This is a genomic window from Clostridium sartagoforme, assembly GCF_004794105.1.
In the GTDB taxonomy this organism is placed as follows: domain Bacteria; phylum Bacillota; class Clostridia; order Clostridiales; family Clostridiaceae; genus Clostridium; species Clostridium sartagoforme_B.
In genome coordinates this window covers 950,030-965,846 of sequence record NZ_SRYR01000001.1, presented here as the reverse complement: position 1 = coordinate 965,846, position 15,817 = coordinate 950,030, and the positions used below count along the sequence as shown (strand labels likewise).

Genomic DNA, 15,817 nt, shown 5'->3' with positions numbered 1-15,817 from the left:
TTTTTTCATTTTAAAATACCTCGTATTTTATAACATGTTGTTCATTATATTAGGGTAATTTGTAATTATTCCGTCTATACCTAAGTTTATTAATTTCTTCATATCATTATCGTTATCTACTGTCCAAGCATTTATAGAAATACCCTCATTATGGATTTCATTAACAACTTCTTCATCAAGCACAGATAAATAAATTGGATGTATTGCATCTGCCTTACACTTTTTAGCATACTCATGAACTTTGTAAATTCCAGACATATAAAGTAGTCCTGTCTTTATATTACTATCAATTTCCTTAACTCTAACCATTGACTGATGATTAAATGAAGATAATATGACATTATTGCTTAAATCATATTCATAAATCTTTTCAATTACTTTCTCTTCCATTCCCTTATAGTTAATTATATTATTCTTAAGTTCTATATTTATAAGTAAACCTTTATCTTTAACAAATTCAAATAAATTATCTAAAGTTGGAATCTTTTCTCCAATAAAATCTTCACCATACCTTATTCCTGCATCAAAATTACTTAACTCATCATAAGTATAATTATTAATATATCCATTTCCATTTGTAGTTCTATCTATAGTCTCATCATGACAAATTACTAATATCCCGTCTTTTGTCAAATGCACATCCGTTTCAATCCCATCACAGCCTGCTTTAACTCCTTCAATAAAAGCCCTCATAGTATTTTCCGGATATTCTCCTGAAAATCCCCTATGAGCTATATTTAAACTTTTCTTCATTACTATACCCCCTCTAGGAAAATTTCTTAATTACCTCAATAACACCTTGTTCATACTCACCTTCTGTTACAAAGTCAGCTACTTCTTTTAATCCTTCAACAGCATTTGCAACAGCTACACCAACAAATGATTCTTCTATTAATTCTTTATCATTCATATGATTACCAATTGATACAACCTCATCATCTCTAATGCCTAAATATTTCTTTAACTTTTTTAAAGCATTCCCTTTCGAAATATCTTTTTTAACTATCTCAAAATAATCATCTTCTGATATTATATATCTATATTGGCTCTTAAAAGACTCATCTAACTTGTTCCAGTATCCTTTTATTTTTTCTACATTCCCAATTATCAGTAACTTATTTACATTTAAATCTGATTTAAGAAACTCTTTATCTACAACTCTGCTTTTAACAAGTTCCTTTTTCTCGAATATAACAATTCTCTCTGTATATTTCATACAGAAGACTTGTCCATCATTATAAAAGATAGTAGTTGGATCAACTTCCTGAATTCTTTCTAAAAAATCTACCCAAAGCTTTAACGGAAAGGTATTAGAATAAAGAATTTTCCCATATCTATCAAGTATCTTTGCTCCATTACATGCTATGTAAGGTACATCAACATTTAATTTTTTTATAACTTCTAAACTCGATTCTTCTGGTCTTCCTGTTGCTATTGTAAATATTTTACCGCTTTTCTTAAAATCATCTATTCTTTCTATAAGTTCTGTAGAAATATCATATCCTTCTTCATCACTATTAAATAGTGTCCCATCTAAATCAGATACAATCATCTTTATATTCATGTATATGTCCTCTCTTTTATTTGTCTTATTGGATATACCACCTCAAATTAATATTTCTTAATAGTTTTAAATACTTTCACATACATTTATATGCTTTTAAATACTTTAATCATTTGAAATATACTAAAATATGAAGTGGTATATTTTAATTAAAATCTATTTGTACTATTCTTACTTTTCACTTAATAATTTATTTATATCTGAATCTAATTTAGTAAGTTCAGTATTTATATCTGCACCTTGTAATAATATTCTTTCATGTGATTCCTTAATAAGTTTTTCTATTTCTGAATAACTTTTAACCATAGGTCGCCCCTTAGCATTTTGTAATTGATCAACAGCTACCTTAAATTGAGGTTTTTCTTGATATAATGCTTGCATTGTATCTGAATTAACTGCTGAAATTCTTGTTGGTAAATATCCAGTATTCTTTGATGCCTGTTCAGTTCTTTCTTTATCTGTCATGAACTTTATAAATTCCCAAGCTGCTTCTTGCTTTTCCTTAGATAATCCACTAGTCATTACTATATTAGATCCACCTGTAGGAACTGCTGCTTTTACATCTGATGGCATAAATGCAGTATTTAATTCAAAACCACTTTCACTGGCTACTTGCAGGTTATATGTTAAATCTGCTGTTGATGAGAAGAACATTGCTGTCTTTTGGTTTTTAAAGTCTATCTTTAATTTATCATTTCCTTCAGTACCAGCTGGTAATATTTTTATTATTCCTTCATCACTCATCTTTTTAACAAATTCTAAACTCTTAACCATTTCAGGAGTATTTACGTTAGACATAGTTTTATCATCACTTATCATTGATCCTCCACCAGCTTGAGCTAAGAAACCTTCTGCTACCCATATATATACTGGATATGTTAAACCTACTACTCCATCCTTACTTAGCTTTCTACAATATTCTTCAAACTCTTCCCAATTCTTTGGACCTGAAGGGTCTAATCCAGCTTCTTTAAGTAAGGTTGCATTCATATATAAAATTGGTGTACTTCTTAAATAAGGAATAGCTACAAGTTTATCATTAACATATGAGTTTTCCATTAATCCTGGCTGATAATCTTCAATATCTACCTTATCTTTTTCTACAAATGGTGTTAAATCTTCAAGTAATCCTGATTCAGCAAATTCTTGAATAGAAGCTATTTCTACTATAGTAACTTCTGGTGCTTCTCCTGCAGTATATGCAGTTTTAGTTTTCGCGTGCAAATCAGCATAATTTCCTTGGTATTCTGCTGTTACATGTATTTTATCTTGAGATTCATTAAATTCTTTAACTAACTCTTGGTTATTAGCTTCAATTTTATCTTTAAATGCATACCAGAAATTCAATTCAACCTTTCCTCCGGCTTCAGTTTGAGCCTCATCATTGGCACTACACCCTCCTAAAACAAGTGATGTGGATAATACAACTGCTGATAAAATCGATAATATTCTCTTTTTCATAAATTTCCCCTCCATAATTTCTTTAATTTATAAATATATTTATTTATCTCCTATATAAGTAAAAGCTTTTATAATATGCTTTTGAGCAAAGAAATAAATAATTAATACTGGTATTATTAGTATCATGCTTCCTGCCATTAAAATATTATAAGATATTCCCCCATCTACCTGAGCAATCCCTGCAACTCCTACTGGCAAAGTTCTCATAACATCCTTTGTTGTTAATACAAGAGGCCAAAAATAGTCATTCCAGGTACTAATAAAAGTTAATAGCCCTAATGTGATTAACGTAGGTCTTGCCATCGGTAACATTATTTTATACATTATCTTAAACTCACCTGAATTATCTAACCTTGCAGCTTCTAGTAGTTCTTGTGGAACTTGCATAAAGGATTGCCTAAGCATAAAAATTCCAAAGGCACTAGATGCAAAAGGTATAACTAATGAAAAATAACTATTTACCATCTTCCATTTACTAAACATAATAAATACTGGTAAGAAAATTAGCTGAGCAGGAATCATCATAGTAGCCATTATTAATCCAAACATTAATTTACTTCCCTTAAACTTATATCTTGCAAAGGCATAAGCTGCTGGGATTACAGTAATAAATTGAAGAATTAAAGTAGCAAATGTAACTATAAAGCTATTTTTTGTATATTGTAAAAATGGTCCAGTACTTAATGCTTTAGTGAAATTTTCAAACTGTATCTTCTCTGCCCAAAAACTTGGAGGAAATGTTAGTGTTTCAGATAAACTTTTTATAGAGGTTATTACCATCCAATAAAAAGGAATAAAGAACACTAGAAATACGATTAAGCTTATAATTGTTCTGCCTATTTTTGATATGATCTTTTTTATATCCATATATCCTCCTACTCTACCTATAATGAACTTTTCTACTTAATACTTTAAAATAAAAAATTGTCATTATACCTAATATTAAAAATAGAATAACTCCTGCTGCTGATGCATATCCTATCTTATTGTATTTAAAACCATATTCGTAAATATAATAAACCAAGGTATTAGTGGAGTTTATAGGCCCCCCTGCAGTAATAAGACTAATTGTTTCAAACACCTTAAAGGATGATATTATATTCATAATTGTAAGAAAGAATAAAGACGGGGATATCATAGGAAGTGTAATCTTAAAAAACACTTTCATAGGTTTAGTATCATCTATTTGCGCTGCCTCATAGATATATTTAGGCACGCTCTTTAAAGCAGCTAAAATAATTAATGCGTTATATCCAAGACTCTTCCATATTGATATTACTGCTAAAGAAAATATAGCTATACTTGTATTATTAAGCCAATCAATATTACTAATTCCAAAAAAGTTTAAAAAGTAATTTAGTAATCCATAATCTGCATCCATTATCCATTGCCATATAAAAGCTACAGATACCATTGAAATTACATACGGAGCAAATGTCACACTTTGAAGTATTCTGCTAATCCTTGTATCTTTATTTAAGAAAACTGCAAGTAATGTACCTAGTATAATTGAACCTAATACTGTTACAATCATATAAACTATTGAATTTCTTATTACTTGCAAAAACAATGCATCATTAATTAAATCTTTAAAATTATTCATTCCAACAAACTGCTTTACAGGATTAATTAAATCCCAATTATGAAAGCTTAAATATATCATGTATCCTATTGGATAAATTGAAAATACTAAAAATATAATTAAGGCAGGAGCAACCATCCCATAAGGTCTTATCTTTTTTATTTCCATCATATTACTTCCTCATATACTTCAATATCTTCTTGTAATACATCTACTTTATCTTCAATTCTATTTTCATCCTTATCGAAATAAACTATATCATTACATCCTACACAAATATTAACTTCATCAGATTCTATATCATTATTTTCATAAGTTTTAATTACTATATCTCCTGCATTAGTTTTTATCTTATATAAAGTCTCTGCACCTAACATTTCTTTAGTTTTTATTTCACCTGATAGCTCCAAAATATTTTCAGAAAATTTAGGCATATCTTTGTATATCTTTGCTTTTTCAGGTCTAAACCCAAAGAATTTAGCATTGCTATTAAAATTGAATCCATCTATTTTTTCACACTCTATAACATTCATAGGTGGTGTCCCTATAAACTGTGCTGTGAACTTATTTCTAGGGTTATTATAAATTTCTTTAGGCGATGCAACTTGCATTATTTCACCTTTATCTAGTAAAACTATTTTATCTGCCATAGACATTGCTTCTACTTGATCATGAGTAACATATACAAAGGTTGTCTTCAGTTTTTTATGCAACTCTATTAATTCTGCCCTCATTTGATTCCTTAGTTTAGCATCTAAGTTGGATAATGGTTCATCCATTAAAAATACTGCTGGCTTCTTAACCATTGCTCTAGCTAGTGCTACTCTTTGCCTTTGTCCACCTGACAATTGCTGTGGTTTCTTATCTAAATAAGGTGAAAGTCCTACTGTATCAGCTATCTCTTCAACAATTTTCTTAATTTCATCTTTGGGAACTTTTTTATTTTTAAGCCCAAATTCTATATTCCCTCTTACAGTCATTGTTGGATAAAGAGCATAGTTTTGAAAAACCATAGCAATATTTCTTTTTCCAGGTTCTACACCATTTATCATCTTGTCATCAATGTAAATTTCGCCTGAGGTTTCTTTTTCGATTCCAGCAATCATTCTTAGTGTTGTAGACTTTCCACAACCTGAAGCCCCTACTAGCACTGTAAAACTTCCATCTTCTATTTCTAAATTCAAATTTTCTATTACATTATTTCCTTTGTCATAACTTTTACTAATATTTTTCAGAACAATTTTTCCCATGCTATTTTACCTCCAACTATAAATTAGAAACTAATAAAACTCTATCTTCTTCTCTTCCTCTTGCATCTTCTTTAATCATAAAATAATTCATATTTTCACCAATAAACTTTGAAATATTATTTACATCTTCAATTTCTTTATAATGAATATCTATATTATCTTCATTAATATCAACAACTCTAAAAGCATTGATATCTAATATGGCTCCTGTTTGAACAAAAAGCCAATTTTCTCTCTTAATTATTGAGTTAAGATGATTATGCCCACAGAAAAAAACTCCTCTGCCTTTATGCAATTCTAAAATTCTATTTAGTTCATCTATTTCCTTAATATATAAATTTTCCTTAGTTGATAAAGCTGTAGTATTGTAAGCTGGATGATGTGAGAAAATTAAAATTGTTTCTTCCTTTGAAGATATAATTTCATTTTCCAACCATTTAAGTTGATCTTCATCTATTGATCCAGCCCAACACTCACGATTACTTTCTAATGTAGAATCTATAAAAATCAATTTTATTCCCTCTTCTAAAATTGAAAAGTACCTTTTTTGATTAACTTCTCTTAAAATTTCTTTTTTTGATGAATTATAACTATCGTGATTTCCTATTACATAAATAAAATTAACATTATCTTTTTTCATAGATTTAAATACATATTTAAGTTCCTCTTTCTCGCCAAAGTTTGTAATATCACCTAAAGATATATGATAGTCCCCTTCAGTAGTTAAAAATTCTGAAATTACTTTTTCATAGTAGTTATCTCGAGTATTAAATATCTCTATATCCTTGCTCTTATCCTTTTCCTCTAAAGCTGAATAATGAAAGTCTCCTAATAAAACTAATCTCATAACTAATCTCCTTTTCATTTTTATTTTGTAATATAATCCTTAAATTTCGATATTTAAAATGTAGTAGGTAAGGTTAATATAGAAAAAAGTTATATATTGAAGTAATTAAAACAAAAATGGAGACTAAAAAAACTATAATCATCTTCCTTAAGTATGTGCATAACAAAAAACTATACAAACCATCTTTCCCTTAGAAGATGATTAATGGTTTTCTCAAATCTCCACCACTAATCACTTAAATATTAAATTTTCTTTTTTCTTATAATCTCTTTTTATTTCTATATTCCATAACTTACTATTACCACATGATATAGCATCAGATCCTGAGTTTAACATATCAACTACTTGCTCTTTTGTACTTATTAATCCACCTAGTATTATAGGTTTATCTATTTCATTTTTAATAGTTTTAACCATTGGATATACAAAAGCTGGCATTATTTCAACTAAATCTGGATTATTTTCTCTTACACTTTCTATTGATGTTCTTAAAGAACCAGAGTCAATACAAAATATTCTCTGTATTGTGACTAATCCTTTTTTCTTAGCAGCTCTTATCATATTACTTTTGGTTGACACAATTCCTAATGGATTAATAAATTCTTTAATGAAGTTTATAGATTCCTTGTCATTAGATAGCCCCTTTATTAAATCAGTATGTAATAATATAGGCTTTTTTTTATTGCATATTTGAAATTCTTCTTTCATTAATTCATTTATTTTTCCATTCATTAATATTATGACAGAAGCTTTAGAATCAATAGCATTTTGTAGTGTTTCATGTTTCGCTGCTGCAATTAAAGGATTTTGCGTCAATATTTCTGCAATGTTCAAATTCACTCCACCTTTTGCTTTAATGTTATGATTTAATTGTAAATTTACTATGTTAACTTATAATTAAGAGCTATTTAAAATTAGGTTAATTCTAAAATTAAATATTTTAACATTTATATGGTAAATAATGTACTTTGTATAAATAAAAAACTCCTACATCATTGTAGAAGTAATATTATAAAGAAAAAGGATATTTTCAAAAATGAAAATACCCTTTTTATTAATTATAGTTCATTAATAATTATCTTTGATTTTATGATAATGCTACATCTAAAATCATCATTATTATAAAACCTATACCAAATGCTATAGCACTAATATCTGAACTGTTATCTCCTGCTGCCTCTGGGATTAATTCCTCAACAACAACGAAAATCATTGCACCAGCTGCAAAAGAAAGTAAATATGGCATTATTGGTGTGAAAAAGCTAGAAAACATTATAGTTAGTGCTGCCCCTATTGGCTCTACTATTCCAGATAATGCTCCATAAATAAATGCCTTATTTTTACTTAACCCTTCACTTTTAAGTGGCATTGATATTATTGCACCCTCTGGGAAGTTTTGAATAGCTATACCTATTGAAAGAGCTAATGCTGCTGCAAAAGTTATTGCATTTCCCTCATTCATAACTGCTGCATATGCTATCCCTACAGCCATTCCCTCAGGAATATTATGTAAAACTACTGAAAATACTAGCTTTGTACTCTTCTTTAAATTATATTTCTTTGGTCCCTCTTCTGTAGGACTATCAACATGTATATGTGGAATTACCTTGTCCAAAGAAAATAAAAACATAATTCCTAATATCACTCCAACTGCTGATGGAATAAAAGATAATTTCCCCATATGCTCAGACATATCTATTGATGGAATTATTAAAGACCATACTGATGCTGCAATCATTACTCCTGAAGCAAATCCTAGAAGAATTTTATTTAACTTTTTATTCATTTCCTTTTTCATTAGATAAACACATGCTGCTCCTAATGATGTACCTATAAATGGTATTAGAATTCCTATTAAAATATTCATTACCATCCCCCCTTTTCTACATAATGCATTTCTATTTATTACATATAGAAATGCTAATTTGGTATATTAATTATTTTAAATATTATTTTAAATATTATTTTATAATAGTATTTTACATGTTTTTACTATAATTATCAAGTATTTTACATATTTTATACTAAATATGTACTTTTTGCTTATAATCTTTCCAATTTATCTCCTAAGAAAAAAGAACAGTAGCTATAATTTCAACTGTTCTTTCTTTAAAAATTAAGTTTAGTTATTTCTGTAATGCTTTATATTCATTTATTATTACTTCGAACCATTTATCCTGACTTCCCGTTTGATTTCTATTCCTATCTACTTCTATTATTCTTAAGTTCGATATATTATCTAATCTTAACTTTTCTTTATATTCATTCAGTACTCTTTTTAAATTAAAATGGCTTCCATCAACATAATACAATATGCATATAATCTTATTATAATCTTCAATTAATTCCCTAAATAAACCATTAATATGTCCATCATCACTATTAAATCCAAAGCCACATACACAAATAATATCTGACTCTTTAAACTTATTAGACATATCTACATACCTTTTAGACATCTTAACTGAGGTTAGAGGTTTTATGCCACTTTGAGTAAATAAAAAGGGTACTATTTCTATTATCAAATCCTTCTGGTAGCCACCTTGAATAAGTCGATTGTTTATCAATATTATTTAATTGTTCCTTTAATATTGATTTATCATCACTAGTATTCATCCTAAAAATATCAAGTGCAAACTTTCCACCTGAAGGTAATCCATATGAGGCCTCAGCCCCTGCACCAAAAAACAAAGAAACTTTAGTCATATTACCCACCCCTTTAATGAAATAATAACTAACATGTTAATTATACTATATTTCCCATTTAAAATACGAATAAAAAGCAAAAATAAATAGACTATGTTTATTTAATCGTCTATTTATCTTTGCCAGTAATTCTAAATTTAAAGACTCCTATGCAATCTAAACTTTCTATTCTTTATCTTTTTTAGTTGGAGCTTCCGTTAATATAGCCTTGCTTGATATTAGTTTGTTGCACTTATTGCAAAAATAGCCTGTAGATCCACAACCTTGAATACATTCAACTTCATTTCCACACTCTGGACAGTAGTATGTCATTTTTATCACTCCTATTATGTTTATATTTATGTATTTAATGTGTTTTTTTATTAATAAATTATATCACAATAAATATCTTCATAAAATACCAATACATTTCAAATTCAATCAGGATTTACAATACTAAGATTATACTTATAAAATAGTGTATCTATATTAAATTGAATAGAAACTAATTTATATTCCATTTATAAATTAAAAAGGGATGTATAAACATCCCTTTTTCACCTAAATCTCTGTAAATTTACCTTCCTTGCTTACACTAAACAATGGAAGTCTCTTAATAAATATAATATCATCTCTATTAGCTGCATCTCCTTCAGCTAATATTGCTGCCTTTGCCTTTACTATTCCACCTACTTTTTCAACTAAGCTTTCTACACTTCTTAATGATTCTCCTGTTGAAATAACATCATCTATTATTGCAACTTTCTTTCCCTTAATTTTTTCTGCATCAATTTTATCTAAGCATAAAAATTGTTTGTTTTGTGTAGTTATTGAATTAACTTCTTCAGTTATTGGTGAATCCATATAAGATTTTATACTCTTTCTAGCAACTATAAATTCTTTCATTCCTAAAAGTTTAGAAATCTCATATGCTAAAGGAATTCCTTTTGCTTCTGCTGTAACTATTACATCTATATCTTTTAACCTTTCTGCTATTGTAGGTGAAACTACTTCTACTAATTCTGTATCACCTAATATTACAAAACTTGCTATAGCTAAATCTTCTTTAATTTTCATTAAAGGTAATTCTCTTTTTAATGAAAGTAATTCCAAATTATATGTACTCATTATTATTTACCCCCTAAAATAATCCTTGTGCAAATCTAGTTATAACACCTGCTAGCATTCCGAAAAATGGATCTGAAATCGCAGTTACGCCCATAGTAACTCCTCCAACTAGACTATCAGCTCCAGCTAAAGCACTTGCTGCATTCCCTGGTACAGTTACTAATATTCCTAATACAAATAAGAAACCGCTAATTGATTGTGCTGGCACATATTTACCTATCTTAGGCAATAATCCAAAGAATAAGATTGCTGCCATAATTAACATCATTATTACTCCAGATGCTAATGGATGTGGAGCACTACCTGTTGCAGATATTATTGATTCAACTGGCGCACCACCAAATAGTGCTGAACCCATATCAGCTACACTACTTATTACTGAAAGGTGATCTATATTTACATTAGTTTTAGCCATATCTCCTGTAATTTGTCCAAAAGCTATATTTGATCCAATATTTAAACACACCATTCCTAGTGCTCCTCTTAAAATTCTGGCATTAAAAGTAAGCTTTTTCTTCTCTACTTTTTCTTTTGGAATTTCTACATTTCTCATTTCCTTATTTAAAATATTTCCAACAATACTTGAAATAACAACTGAAACAGTAATAGTTAATACTAAGTCATTTGTAGCAAAGTACATAACTACTGCACTTATTAATGAAGCAGCTCCTACTTTTTTATCATCTCTAAGCATGTCCATAGATACTTTAGCAAGCATAATTCCTACTCCAGCCATCATACCTGAAGTTATTGTTGGACCTATAAAATCTACAATTTTACCTAAAAATCCGAACATTCCTATTAAAGTCATTATAACTGCCCCAATAAATATCATTGACAGCCTTTCTTTCATATCCTTACCAGCTGTACCTGCATATGTTATAGTCTCAGCTTGAAAAGATATTGGTGCAACAGAACCTGTTACCAGATTACCTATAGCACCTACTAAAAAAGCGAATGCTGTTGGTATTGATGCAAATCCAAATGTTAACGCTAATAATCCCTGTGGTAGTCCATTTAGAACAACTCCTATGATTGCTAGAAAGTCAGTAATAAAGTCTGACATAGTTGTTTTCCCCCTTTTATTCTGCCCATTCACTTCATGCTAAGAAAATAAGTGTAAATAAATTGAAAATATTTTTAATCATATTTTCCATTTCTCATTACATGAAATATACTGTAACAGTATTTTCTTCCAATAACATCATAGCACTACAATCGAATATTTTCAAGTTAATTGTATAAAATGTTCGTATTTTATTGATTTACTTTTAATAAAGCCTCTTTTAAACTACTCAAATTCTAAAAATTAAAAATCACAGTAAATTAAAATTACTGTGATTTTTATATAGCTTTATTATTCAGTTTAATATTTTAAGTACCACAAAAAGTTCTATAAGGAATTTTAGTTTCTTTAGGTAATTTAGTATATTCTTCTTGCTTATCGCTATAATCATAAGGATTTTCTAAAACTTCTAAGAGCTTTTTCATAATGCTATAATCATCTTTCTTTACAGCTGCTTCTATCGCTTCTTCCACCCTATGATTTCTTGGTATCACTGAAGGATTTACACTTTTCATAAGATTAGTAACTTCTTCTTGTGATTTTCCTTCTTTATCTAATCTTTCACTCCATTTTTTATTCCAAACTTTAAAATCATCTTTTTCAAATATTTCTTCTTCTGAAAGTTTATTTAAAGTTAAACTTCTAAAGGTATTAGTATAATCTAATTTATATTTTTGCATCAATCCTAATAATTCGTATATTAAATTTTCATCTTCTTTTTCTTCAGTAAATAAACCAAGTTTTAATCTCATTCCGGAAATATACTTTTCTTTATAAATATAATTAAATTTCAAAATAGCATCTTGAGCTAACTTTACAGCCTTTTCCTTATCATCATCTAATAAAGGTATAAGAGTTTCTGCAAATCTAGCAAGATTCCATGCAGCAATATAAGGCTGATTTCCATATGCATATCTTCCTTGACTATCTATAGAACTAAAGACCGTATTTGGATCATATTTATCTATAAATGCGCATGGACCATAATCAATGGTTTCTCCACTTATACTCATATTATCTGTATTCATCACTCCATGAATAAATCCAACATGTAGCCATTTAGCTATTAAATCACTTTGCTTCCTTATTACTTCTTCAAGTAAGTAGAGATATTTATTTTCTGTATCAAGAGCTTCTTTATAATGCCTATTTATAGTGTAATCTGCAAGCTCTTTTAAATTATTTAAACTTGTGTATTGAGCTGCATATTGAAATGTTCCAACTCTTATATGACTTGAAGCTATTCTTGTAAGTATTGCACCTGGTTCTATTTTCTCTCTAACTATTGAATCTCCAGTTTTTACAACAGCTAAGCCTCTTGTAGTCGGGATTCCTAATCCAAACATTGCTTCGCTTATTATATACTCTCTTATCATTGGTCCAAGAGCTGCCTTTCCATCCCCACCTCTTGAATAGGGTGTTAATCCTGAACCCTTAAGTTGAATATCTACCCTTTCTCCTTTAGGAGTTATATGCTCTCCTAGTAAAATTGCTCTTCCATCTCCAAGCATTGTAAAATATCCAAATTGATGTCCTGCATAAGCCTGAGCAATTGGGTTAGAACCTTCGTAAATTTTATTACCTGATAGTATATCTATACCAATATCAGATTCTAATGCTTTTGCATTCAGGCCTAAATTCTCTGCTAAATCATTATTTAATACAGCTAATTTAGGATCTGGCACTTTATTAGGATTTTGAATACTATAAAAAATATCTGAAAGTTTTACGTAGCTATTATCAAAATTAAAATTTATATTTTTCTCTTCCATTTTCTCTTCCTTTCTTTATTGAAGTATATTCTATATAAGTTATAAAAATTTCTCACATCATATTAAATTGTATTTAATAAGTAAAATGCTTTAGTTAATTAAGCATATAGTCAGCTTATATAGAAATTAAAAACGATGCTTTCAATTGATGTAATTTACTTTTAAATTATTTTTCACTTAAAATTCTATAAGACTACAAGGCGTAAATTATTTATCTAAACATATAGTTATTTTTAACTTAGAATCTTTTATTATACCAAGCTCTATATAATTAAGACTTCAGCAGATATTAGATTTTATATAATAAAAGTTATTATTAAATATCTTATGTCTATAATATACTATTTTTCGTATAATTGAAATGGGTCTATCACATTTAAAGATTTAAACACGATATACAGCAATTTAACCTACATAGCTTGTACTATATATCCTACTTAAATTTCTTAATGTGAAGACCCATTAAAACTAATCTATCCTTCTTAAAGTTATTGTCTCTTTATTTCCTATTATTATTGGAACTTTTTCTATTTTAACAACACTAGTATCTATTCCAAACCATTTAGCTGGTGAAACAGTAATTTTCTTAATTAGTAATTTGCTACTAGTTATAAAATTATCCCACCTTGATAGTTCACTCTCATTAGAAAGAGTTTCTTCTAACAATACAAATTTAAAATCTCCAACTACACATTTCCCATTATATCCTACCATATAGTCTTTAGGAGTATATTTTACTTCTCCAGATTTAACTAAATCTTGTATTATTTGATGTAAGAATAGATTTATTTTTTGATCTACCCTAAATCCAAGAATAAACTGTATACTAAAAGCCTCATTAGGCACAATAGTTTGTACACTATATGAAGTTGTATATGGCTCATCTGTTACTTTAACATTAATAAACCAATAGAACTTTGCTCTTTTAGGTTGTTTATTGAAAATAGAATATATAATTTTTCTTTCTATTTCTTTATAATTTTGTGATTCAGTTAAATATACAAGGTTTGTTGCATATAAAGGAAGTTCTTCATCTTCTTTTAAAGATTTTAAATGATTTTTGAAATCTAATATAGTAGCATACTCATTAAATCTCTTCCTTATTTTTGTTCCATATATCCAAATATACATCAAGAAAATAAGTGCGCCAGAAATTATAATAGTAACATATCCACCATGTATGAATTTAAATAAATTTGCATATAAGAAACTCACTTCAATAATCATAAATATTATAAATACTATTTTTGACATAATTTTTTTATTTTTATTATGACTTAAATACTGACTCAATAATATAGTTGTCATTAACATTGTGATTGTAATAGCTAAACCATATGCAGCTTCCATATTTTCTGATTTTTGAAATTTCAAAACTAATAGTACACATCCGATATAAAGTAAATAATTAACTGCTGGTATATAAATTTTACCTTTATCATCATTTGGATATCTAACTTGAAGTTTCGGGAACATATTTAATTTTATTGCTTCAGAAACAAGAGTAAATGATCCTGTAATTAAAGCTTGACTTGCAATAATTGCCGCAATTGTTGCGATCATTGTTCCTGTAACTACAAACCAGCTTGGCATGATTAAAAAAAATGGATTTGAATCTATTACCTTTCCTTCTCTTAATAGAAGATATGCTCCTTGTCCTAGATAATTCACTACTAAACATACTTTTACAAATACCCATGTATAGTGTATATTCTTCTTTCCACAGTGTCCTAAATCTGAATAGAGAGCTTCTGCTCCAGTTGTACATAAGAATACAGCCCCTAAAATATAAACACTTCTTGGACTAGTAAATAATAGATGTAGCCCATAATAGGGATTTAAAGCTTTTAGTATGCTTGGATATTGCATCAATTGACTGAAGCCAAGTATTAATAACATTAAAAACCAAATTACCATCATTGGTCCAAAGACTTTTCCAATTACATCTGTACCAAATCTTTGAAGCATAAATAGGACAGTTAATATGCTAATTACAATTATAATTATTCCCTTAGTTTCTATTGGAAAAACAAGAGTTAAACCTTCTATAGCAGATGTTACAGTTACTGGAGGTGTAATCATCCCATCTGCTAATAATGTTGATCCACCAATTACAGCTGGTACAATTAACCATTTTGCATTTTTTCTAACAAGTGTGTATAAAGAAAATATTCCACCTTCACCTTTATTATCTGCCTCTAAAGTTATCATTACATATTTTATAGTAGTTTGTAGTGTTAATGTCCAAAAAACTAAAGATACGCCTCCTAAAATTAGTTCTTTTGACACATAACCATTATTTACTCCTAACATAGATTTCATAACATAGAGTGGCGAAGTACCAATATCTCCATATACAATACCTAATGCTACAAGTAACGATGCTACAGTAATTTTTTTGTTCATTTTAATTATCTCCTTTATTTACTTACCATAAAATAACTTTAATTTTCTCATTATAA

General features: G+C 28.4%; 16 protein-coding genes. All 16 read right to left on the bottom strand.

What is annotated here, in order from left to right; genetic code table 11:
- Positions 1–27 precede the first annotated feature (27 nt).
- The 16 genes from E5347_RS04355 to E5347_RS04280 all read right to left on the bottom strand — a co-directional run bounded on the left by E5347_RS04355 (position 28) and on the right by E5347_RS04280 (position 15,761).
- Complete coding sequence (locus E5347_RS04355; protein WP_136005006.1) at positions 28–753, bottom strand: glycerophosphodiester phosphodiesterase; 726 nt, start codon at positions 751–753, stop codon at positions 28–30.
- A gap of 13 nt (positions 754–766) precedes the next feature.
- Positions 767–1,564: an HAD family hydrolase gene (locus tag E5347_RS04350; RefSeq protein ID WP_136005005.1), complete on the bottom strand. Its 798-nt coding sequence runs from the start codon at positions 1,562–1,564 to the stop codon at positions 767–769.
- A 171-nt stretch (positions 1,565–1,735) separates the two neighbouring features.
- Positions 1,736–3,025, bottom strand: coding sequence for an ABC transporter substrate-binding protein (locus E5347_RS04345; protein WP_168354896.1), 1,290 nt, complete (start codon positions 3,023–3,025; stop codon positions 1,736–1,738).
- A 39-nt stretch (positions 3,026–3,064) separates the two neighbouring features.
- Positions 3,065–3,892, bottom strand: a complete 828-nt coding sequence (locus tag E5347_RS04340) for a carbohydrate ABC transporter permease (RefSeq protein ID WP_136005002.1) — start codon at positions 3,890–3,892, stop codon at positions 3,065–3,067.
- Positions 3,893–3,905: 13 nt separating this feature from the next.
- Positions 3,906–4,778 (bottom strand): carbohydrate ABC transporter permease, encoded by an 873-nt coding sequence (locus E5347_RS04335; protein ID WP_243109716.1) that lies wholly within the window; start codon positions 4,776–4,778, stop codon positions 3,906–3,908.
- The gene (locus tag E5347_RS04330) at positions 4,775–5,857 is read right to left on the bottom strand and encodes an ABC transporter ATP-binding protein (protein ID WP_136005000.1); all 1,083 of its coding nucleotides are present in this window, start codon (positions 5,855–5,857) and stop codon (positions 4,775–4,777) included. Before E5347_RS04330 ends, E5347_RS04335 begins: the two co-directional genes overlap by 4 nt.
- A 16-nt stretch (positions 5,858–5,873) precedes the next feature.
- Positions 5,874–6,704, bottom strand: coding sequence for a metallophosphoesterase family protein (locus E5347_RS04325; RefSeq protein ID WP_168354895.1), 831 nt, complete (start codon positions 6,702–6,704; stop codon positions 5,874–5,876).
- 231 nt (positions 6,705–6,935) lie between these two features.
- Positions 6,936–7,538: a glycerol-3-phosphate responsive antiterminator gene (locus E5347_RS04320; protein ID WP_136004998.1), complete on the bottom strand. Its 603-nt coding sequence runs from the start codon at positions 7,536–7,538 to the stop codon at positions 6,936–6,938.
- Positions 7,539–7,791: 253 nt separating this feature from the next.
- Positions 7,792–8,571, bottom strand: a complete 780-nt coding sequence (locus tag E5347_RS04315; RefSeq protein WP_136004996.1) for a ZIP family metal transporter — start codon at positions 8,569–8,571, stop codon at positions 7,792–7,794.
- 259 nt (positions 8,572–8,830) lie between these two features.
- On the bottom strand, positions 8,831–9,142 hold the full coding sequence (locus tag E5347_RS04310) for a hypothetical protein (RefSeq protein ID WP_243109715.1): 312 nt from the start codon (positions 9,140–9,142) through the stop codon (positions 8,831–8,833).
- Positions 9,143–9,164: 22 nt separating this feature from the next.
- Positions 9,165–9,410, bottom strand: a complete 246-nt coding sequence (locus E5347_RS04305) for a hypothetical protein (protein WP_136004995.1) — start codon at positions 9,408–9,410, stop codon at positions 9,165–9,167.
- A gap of 165 nt (positions 9,411–9,575) precedes the next feature.
- On the bottom strand, positions 9,576–9,722 hold the full coding sequence (locus E5347_RS04300) for a zinc-ribbon domain-containing protein (protein WP_136004993.1): 147 nt from the start codon (positions 9,720–9,722) through the stop codon (positions 9,576–9,578).
- A 228-nt stretch (positions 9,723–9,950) separates the two neighbouring features.
- Complete coding sequence (locus E5347_RS04295; protein ID WP_136004992.1) at positions 9,951–10,517, bottom strand: phosphoribosyltransferase family protein; 567 nt, start codon at positions 10,515–10,517, stop codon at positions 9,951–9,953.
- 13 nt (positions 10,518–10,530) lie between these two features.
- Positions 10,531–11,583, bottom strand: a complete 1,053-nt coding sequence (locus tag E5347_RS04290; protein WP_136004990.1) for a solute carrier family 23 protein — start codon at positions 11,581–11,583, stop codon at positions 10,531–10,533.
- Positions 11,584–11,891: 308 nt separating this feature from the next.
- Positions 11,892–13,355 carry a protein adenylyltransferase SelO gene (locus E5347_RS04285; RefSeq protein WP_136004988.1) on the bottom strand — a complete coding sequence of 488 codons (1,464 nt, stop codon included), beginning with the start codon at positions 13,353–13,355 and terminating at the stop codon, positions 11,892–11,894.
- Between the two features lie 468 nt (positions 13,356–13,823).
- Complete coding sequence (locus E5347_RS04280; RefSeq protein ID WP_136004987.1) at positions 13,824–15,761, bottom strand: KUP/HAK/KT family potassium transporter; 1,938 nt, start codon at positions 15,759–15,761, stop codon at positions 13,824–13,826.
- Positions 15,762–15,817 lie beyond the last annotated feature (56 nt).

Bases quoted from the DNA above. Each gene is read 5' to 3' on its own strand.
- E5347_RS04355 (WP_136005006.1), bottom strand. From the start codon at position 753: ATGAAGAAAAGTTTAAATATAGCTCATAGGGGATTTTCAGGAGAATAT.
- E5347_RS04350 (WP_136005005.1), bottom strand. From the start codon at position 1,564: ATGAATATAAAGATGATTGTATCTGATTTAGATGGGACACTATTTAAT.
- E5347_RS04345 (WP_168354896.1), bottom strand. From the start codon at position 3,025: ATGAAAAAGAGAATATTATCGATTTTATCAGCAGTTGTATTATCCACA.
- E5347_RS04340 (WP_136005002.1), bottom strand. From the start codon at position 3,892: ATGGATATAAAAAAGATCATATCAAAAATAGGCAGAACAATTATAAGC.
- E5347_RS04335 (WP_243109716.1), bottom strand. From the start codon at position 4,778: ATGATGGAAATAAAAAAGATAAGACCTTATGGGATGGTTGCTCCTGCC.
- E5347_RS04330 (WP_136005000.1), bottom strand. From the start codon at position 5,857: ATGGGAAAAATTGTTCTGAAAAATATTAGTAAAAGTTATGACAAAGGA.
- E5347_RS04325 (WP_168354895.1), bottom strand. From the start codon at position 6,704: ATGAGATTAGTTTTATTAGGAGACTTTCATTATTCAGCTTTAGAGGAA.
- E5347_RS04315 (WP_136004996.1), bottom strand. From the start codon at position 8,571: ATGAATATTTTAATAGGAATTCTAATACCATTTATAGGTACATCATTA.
- E5347_RS04310 (WP_243109715.1), bottom strand. From the start codon at position 9,142: ATGTCTAATAAGTTTAAAGAGTCAGATATTATTTGTGTATGTGGCTTT.
- E5347_RS04305 (WP_136004995.1), bottom strand. From the start codon at position 9,410: ATGACTAAAGTTTCTTTGTTTTTTGGTGCAGGGGCTGAGGCCTCATAT.
- E5347_RS04300 (WP_136004993.1), bottom strand. From the start codon at position 9,722: ATGACATACTACTGTCCAGAGTGTGGAAATGAAGTTGAATGTATTCAA.
- E5347_RS04295 (WP_136004992.1), bottom strand. From the start codon at position 10,517: ATGAGTACATATAATTTGGAATTACTTTCATTAAAAAGAGAATTACCT.
- E5347_RS04290 (WP_136004990.1), bottom strand. From the start codon at position 11,583: ATGTCAGACTTTATTACTGACTTTCTAGCAATCATAGGAGTTGTTCTA.
- E5347_RS04285 (WP_136004988.1), bottom strand. From the start codon at position 13,355: ATGGAAGAGAAAAATATAAATTTTAATTTTGATAATAGCTACGTAAAA.
- E5347_RS04280 (WP_136004987.1), bottom strand. From the start codon at position 15,761: ATGAACAAAAAAATTACTGTAGCATCGTTACTTGTAGCATTAGGTATT.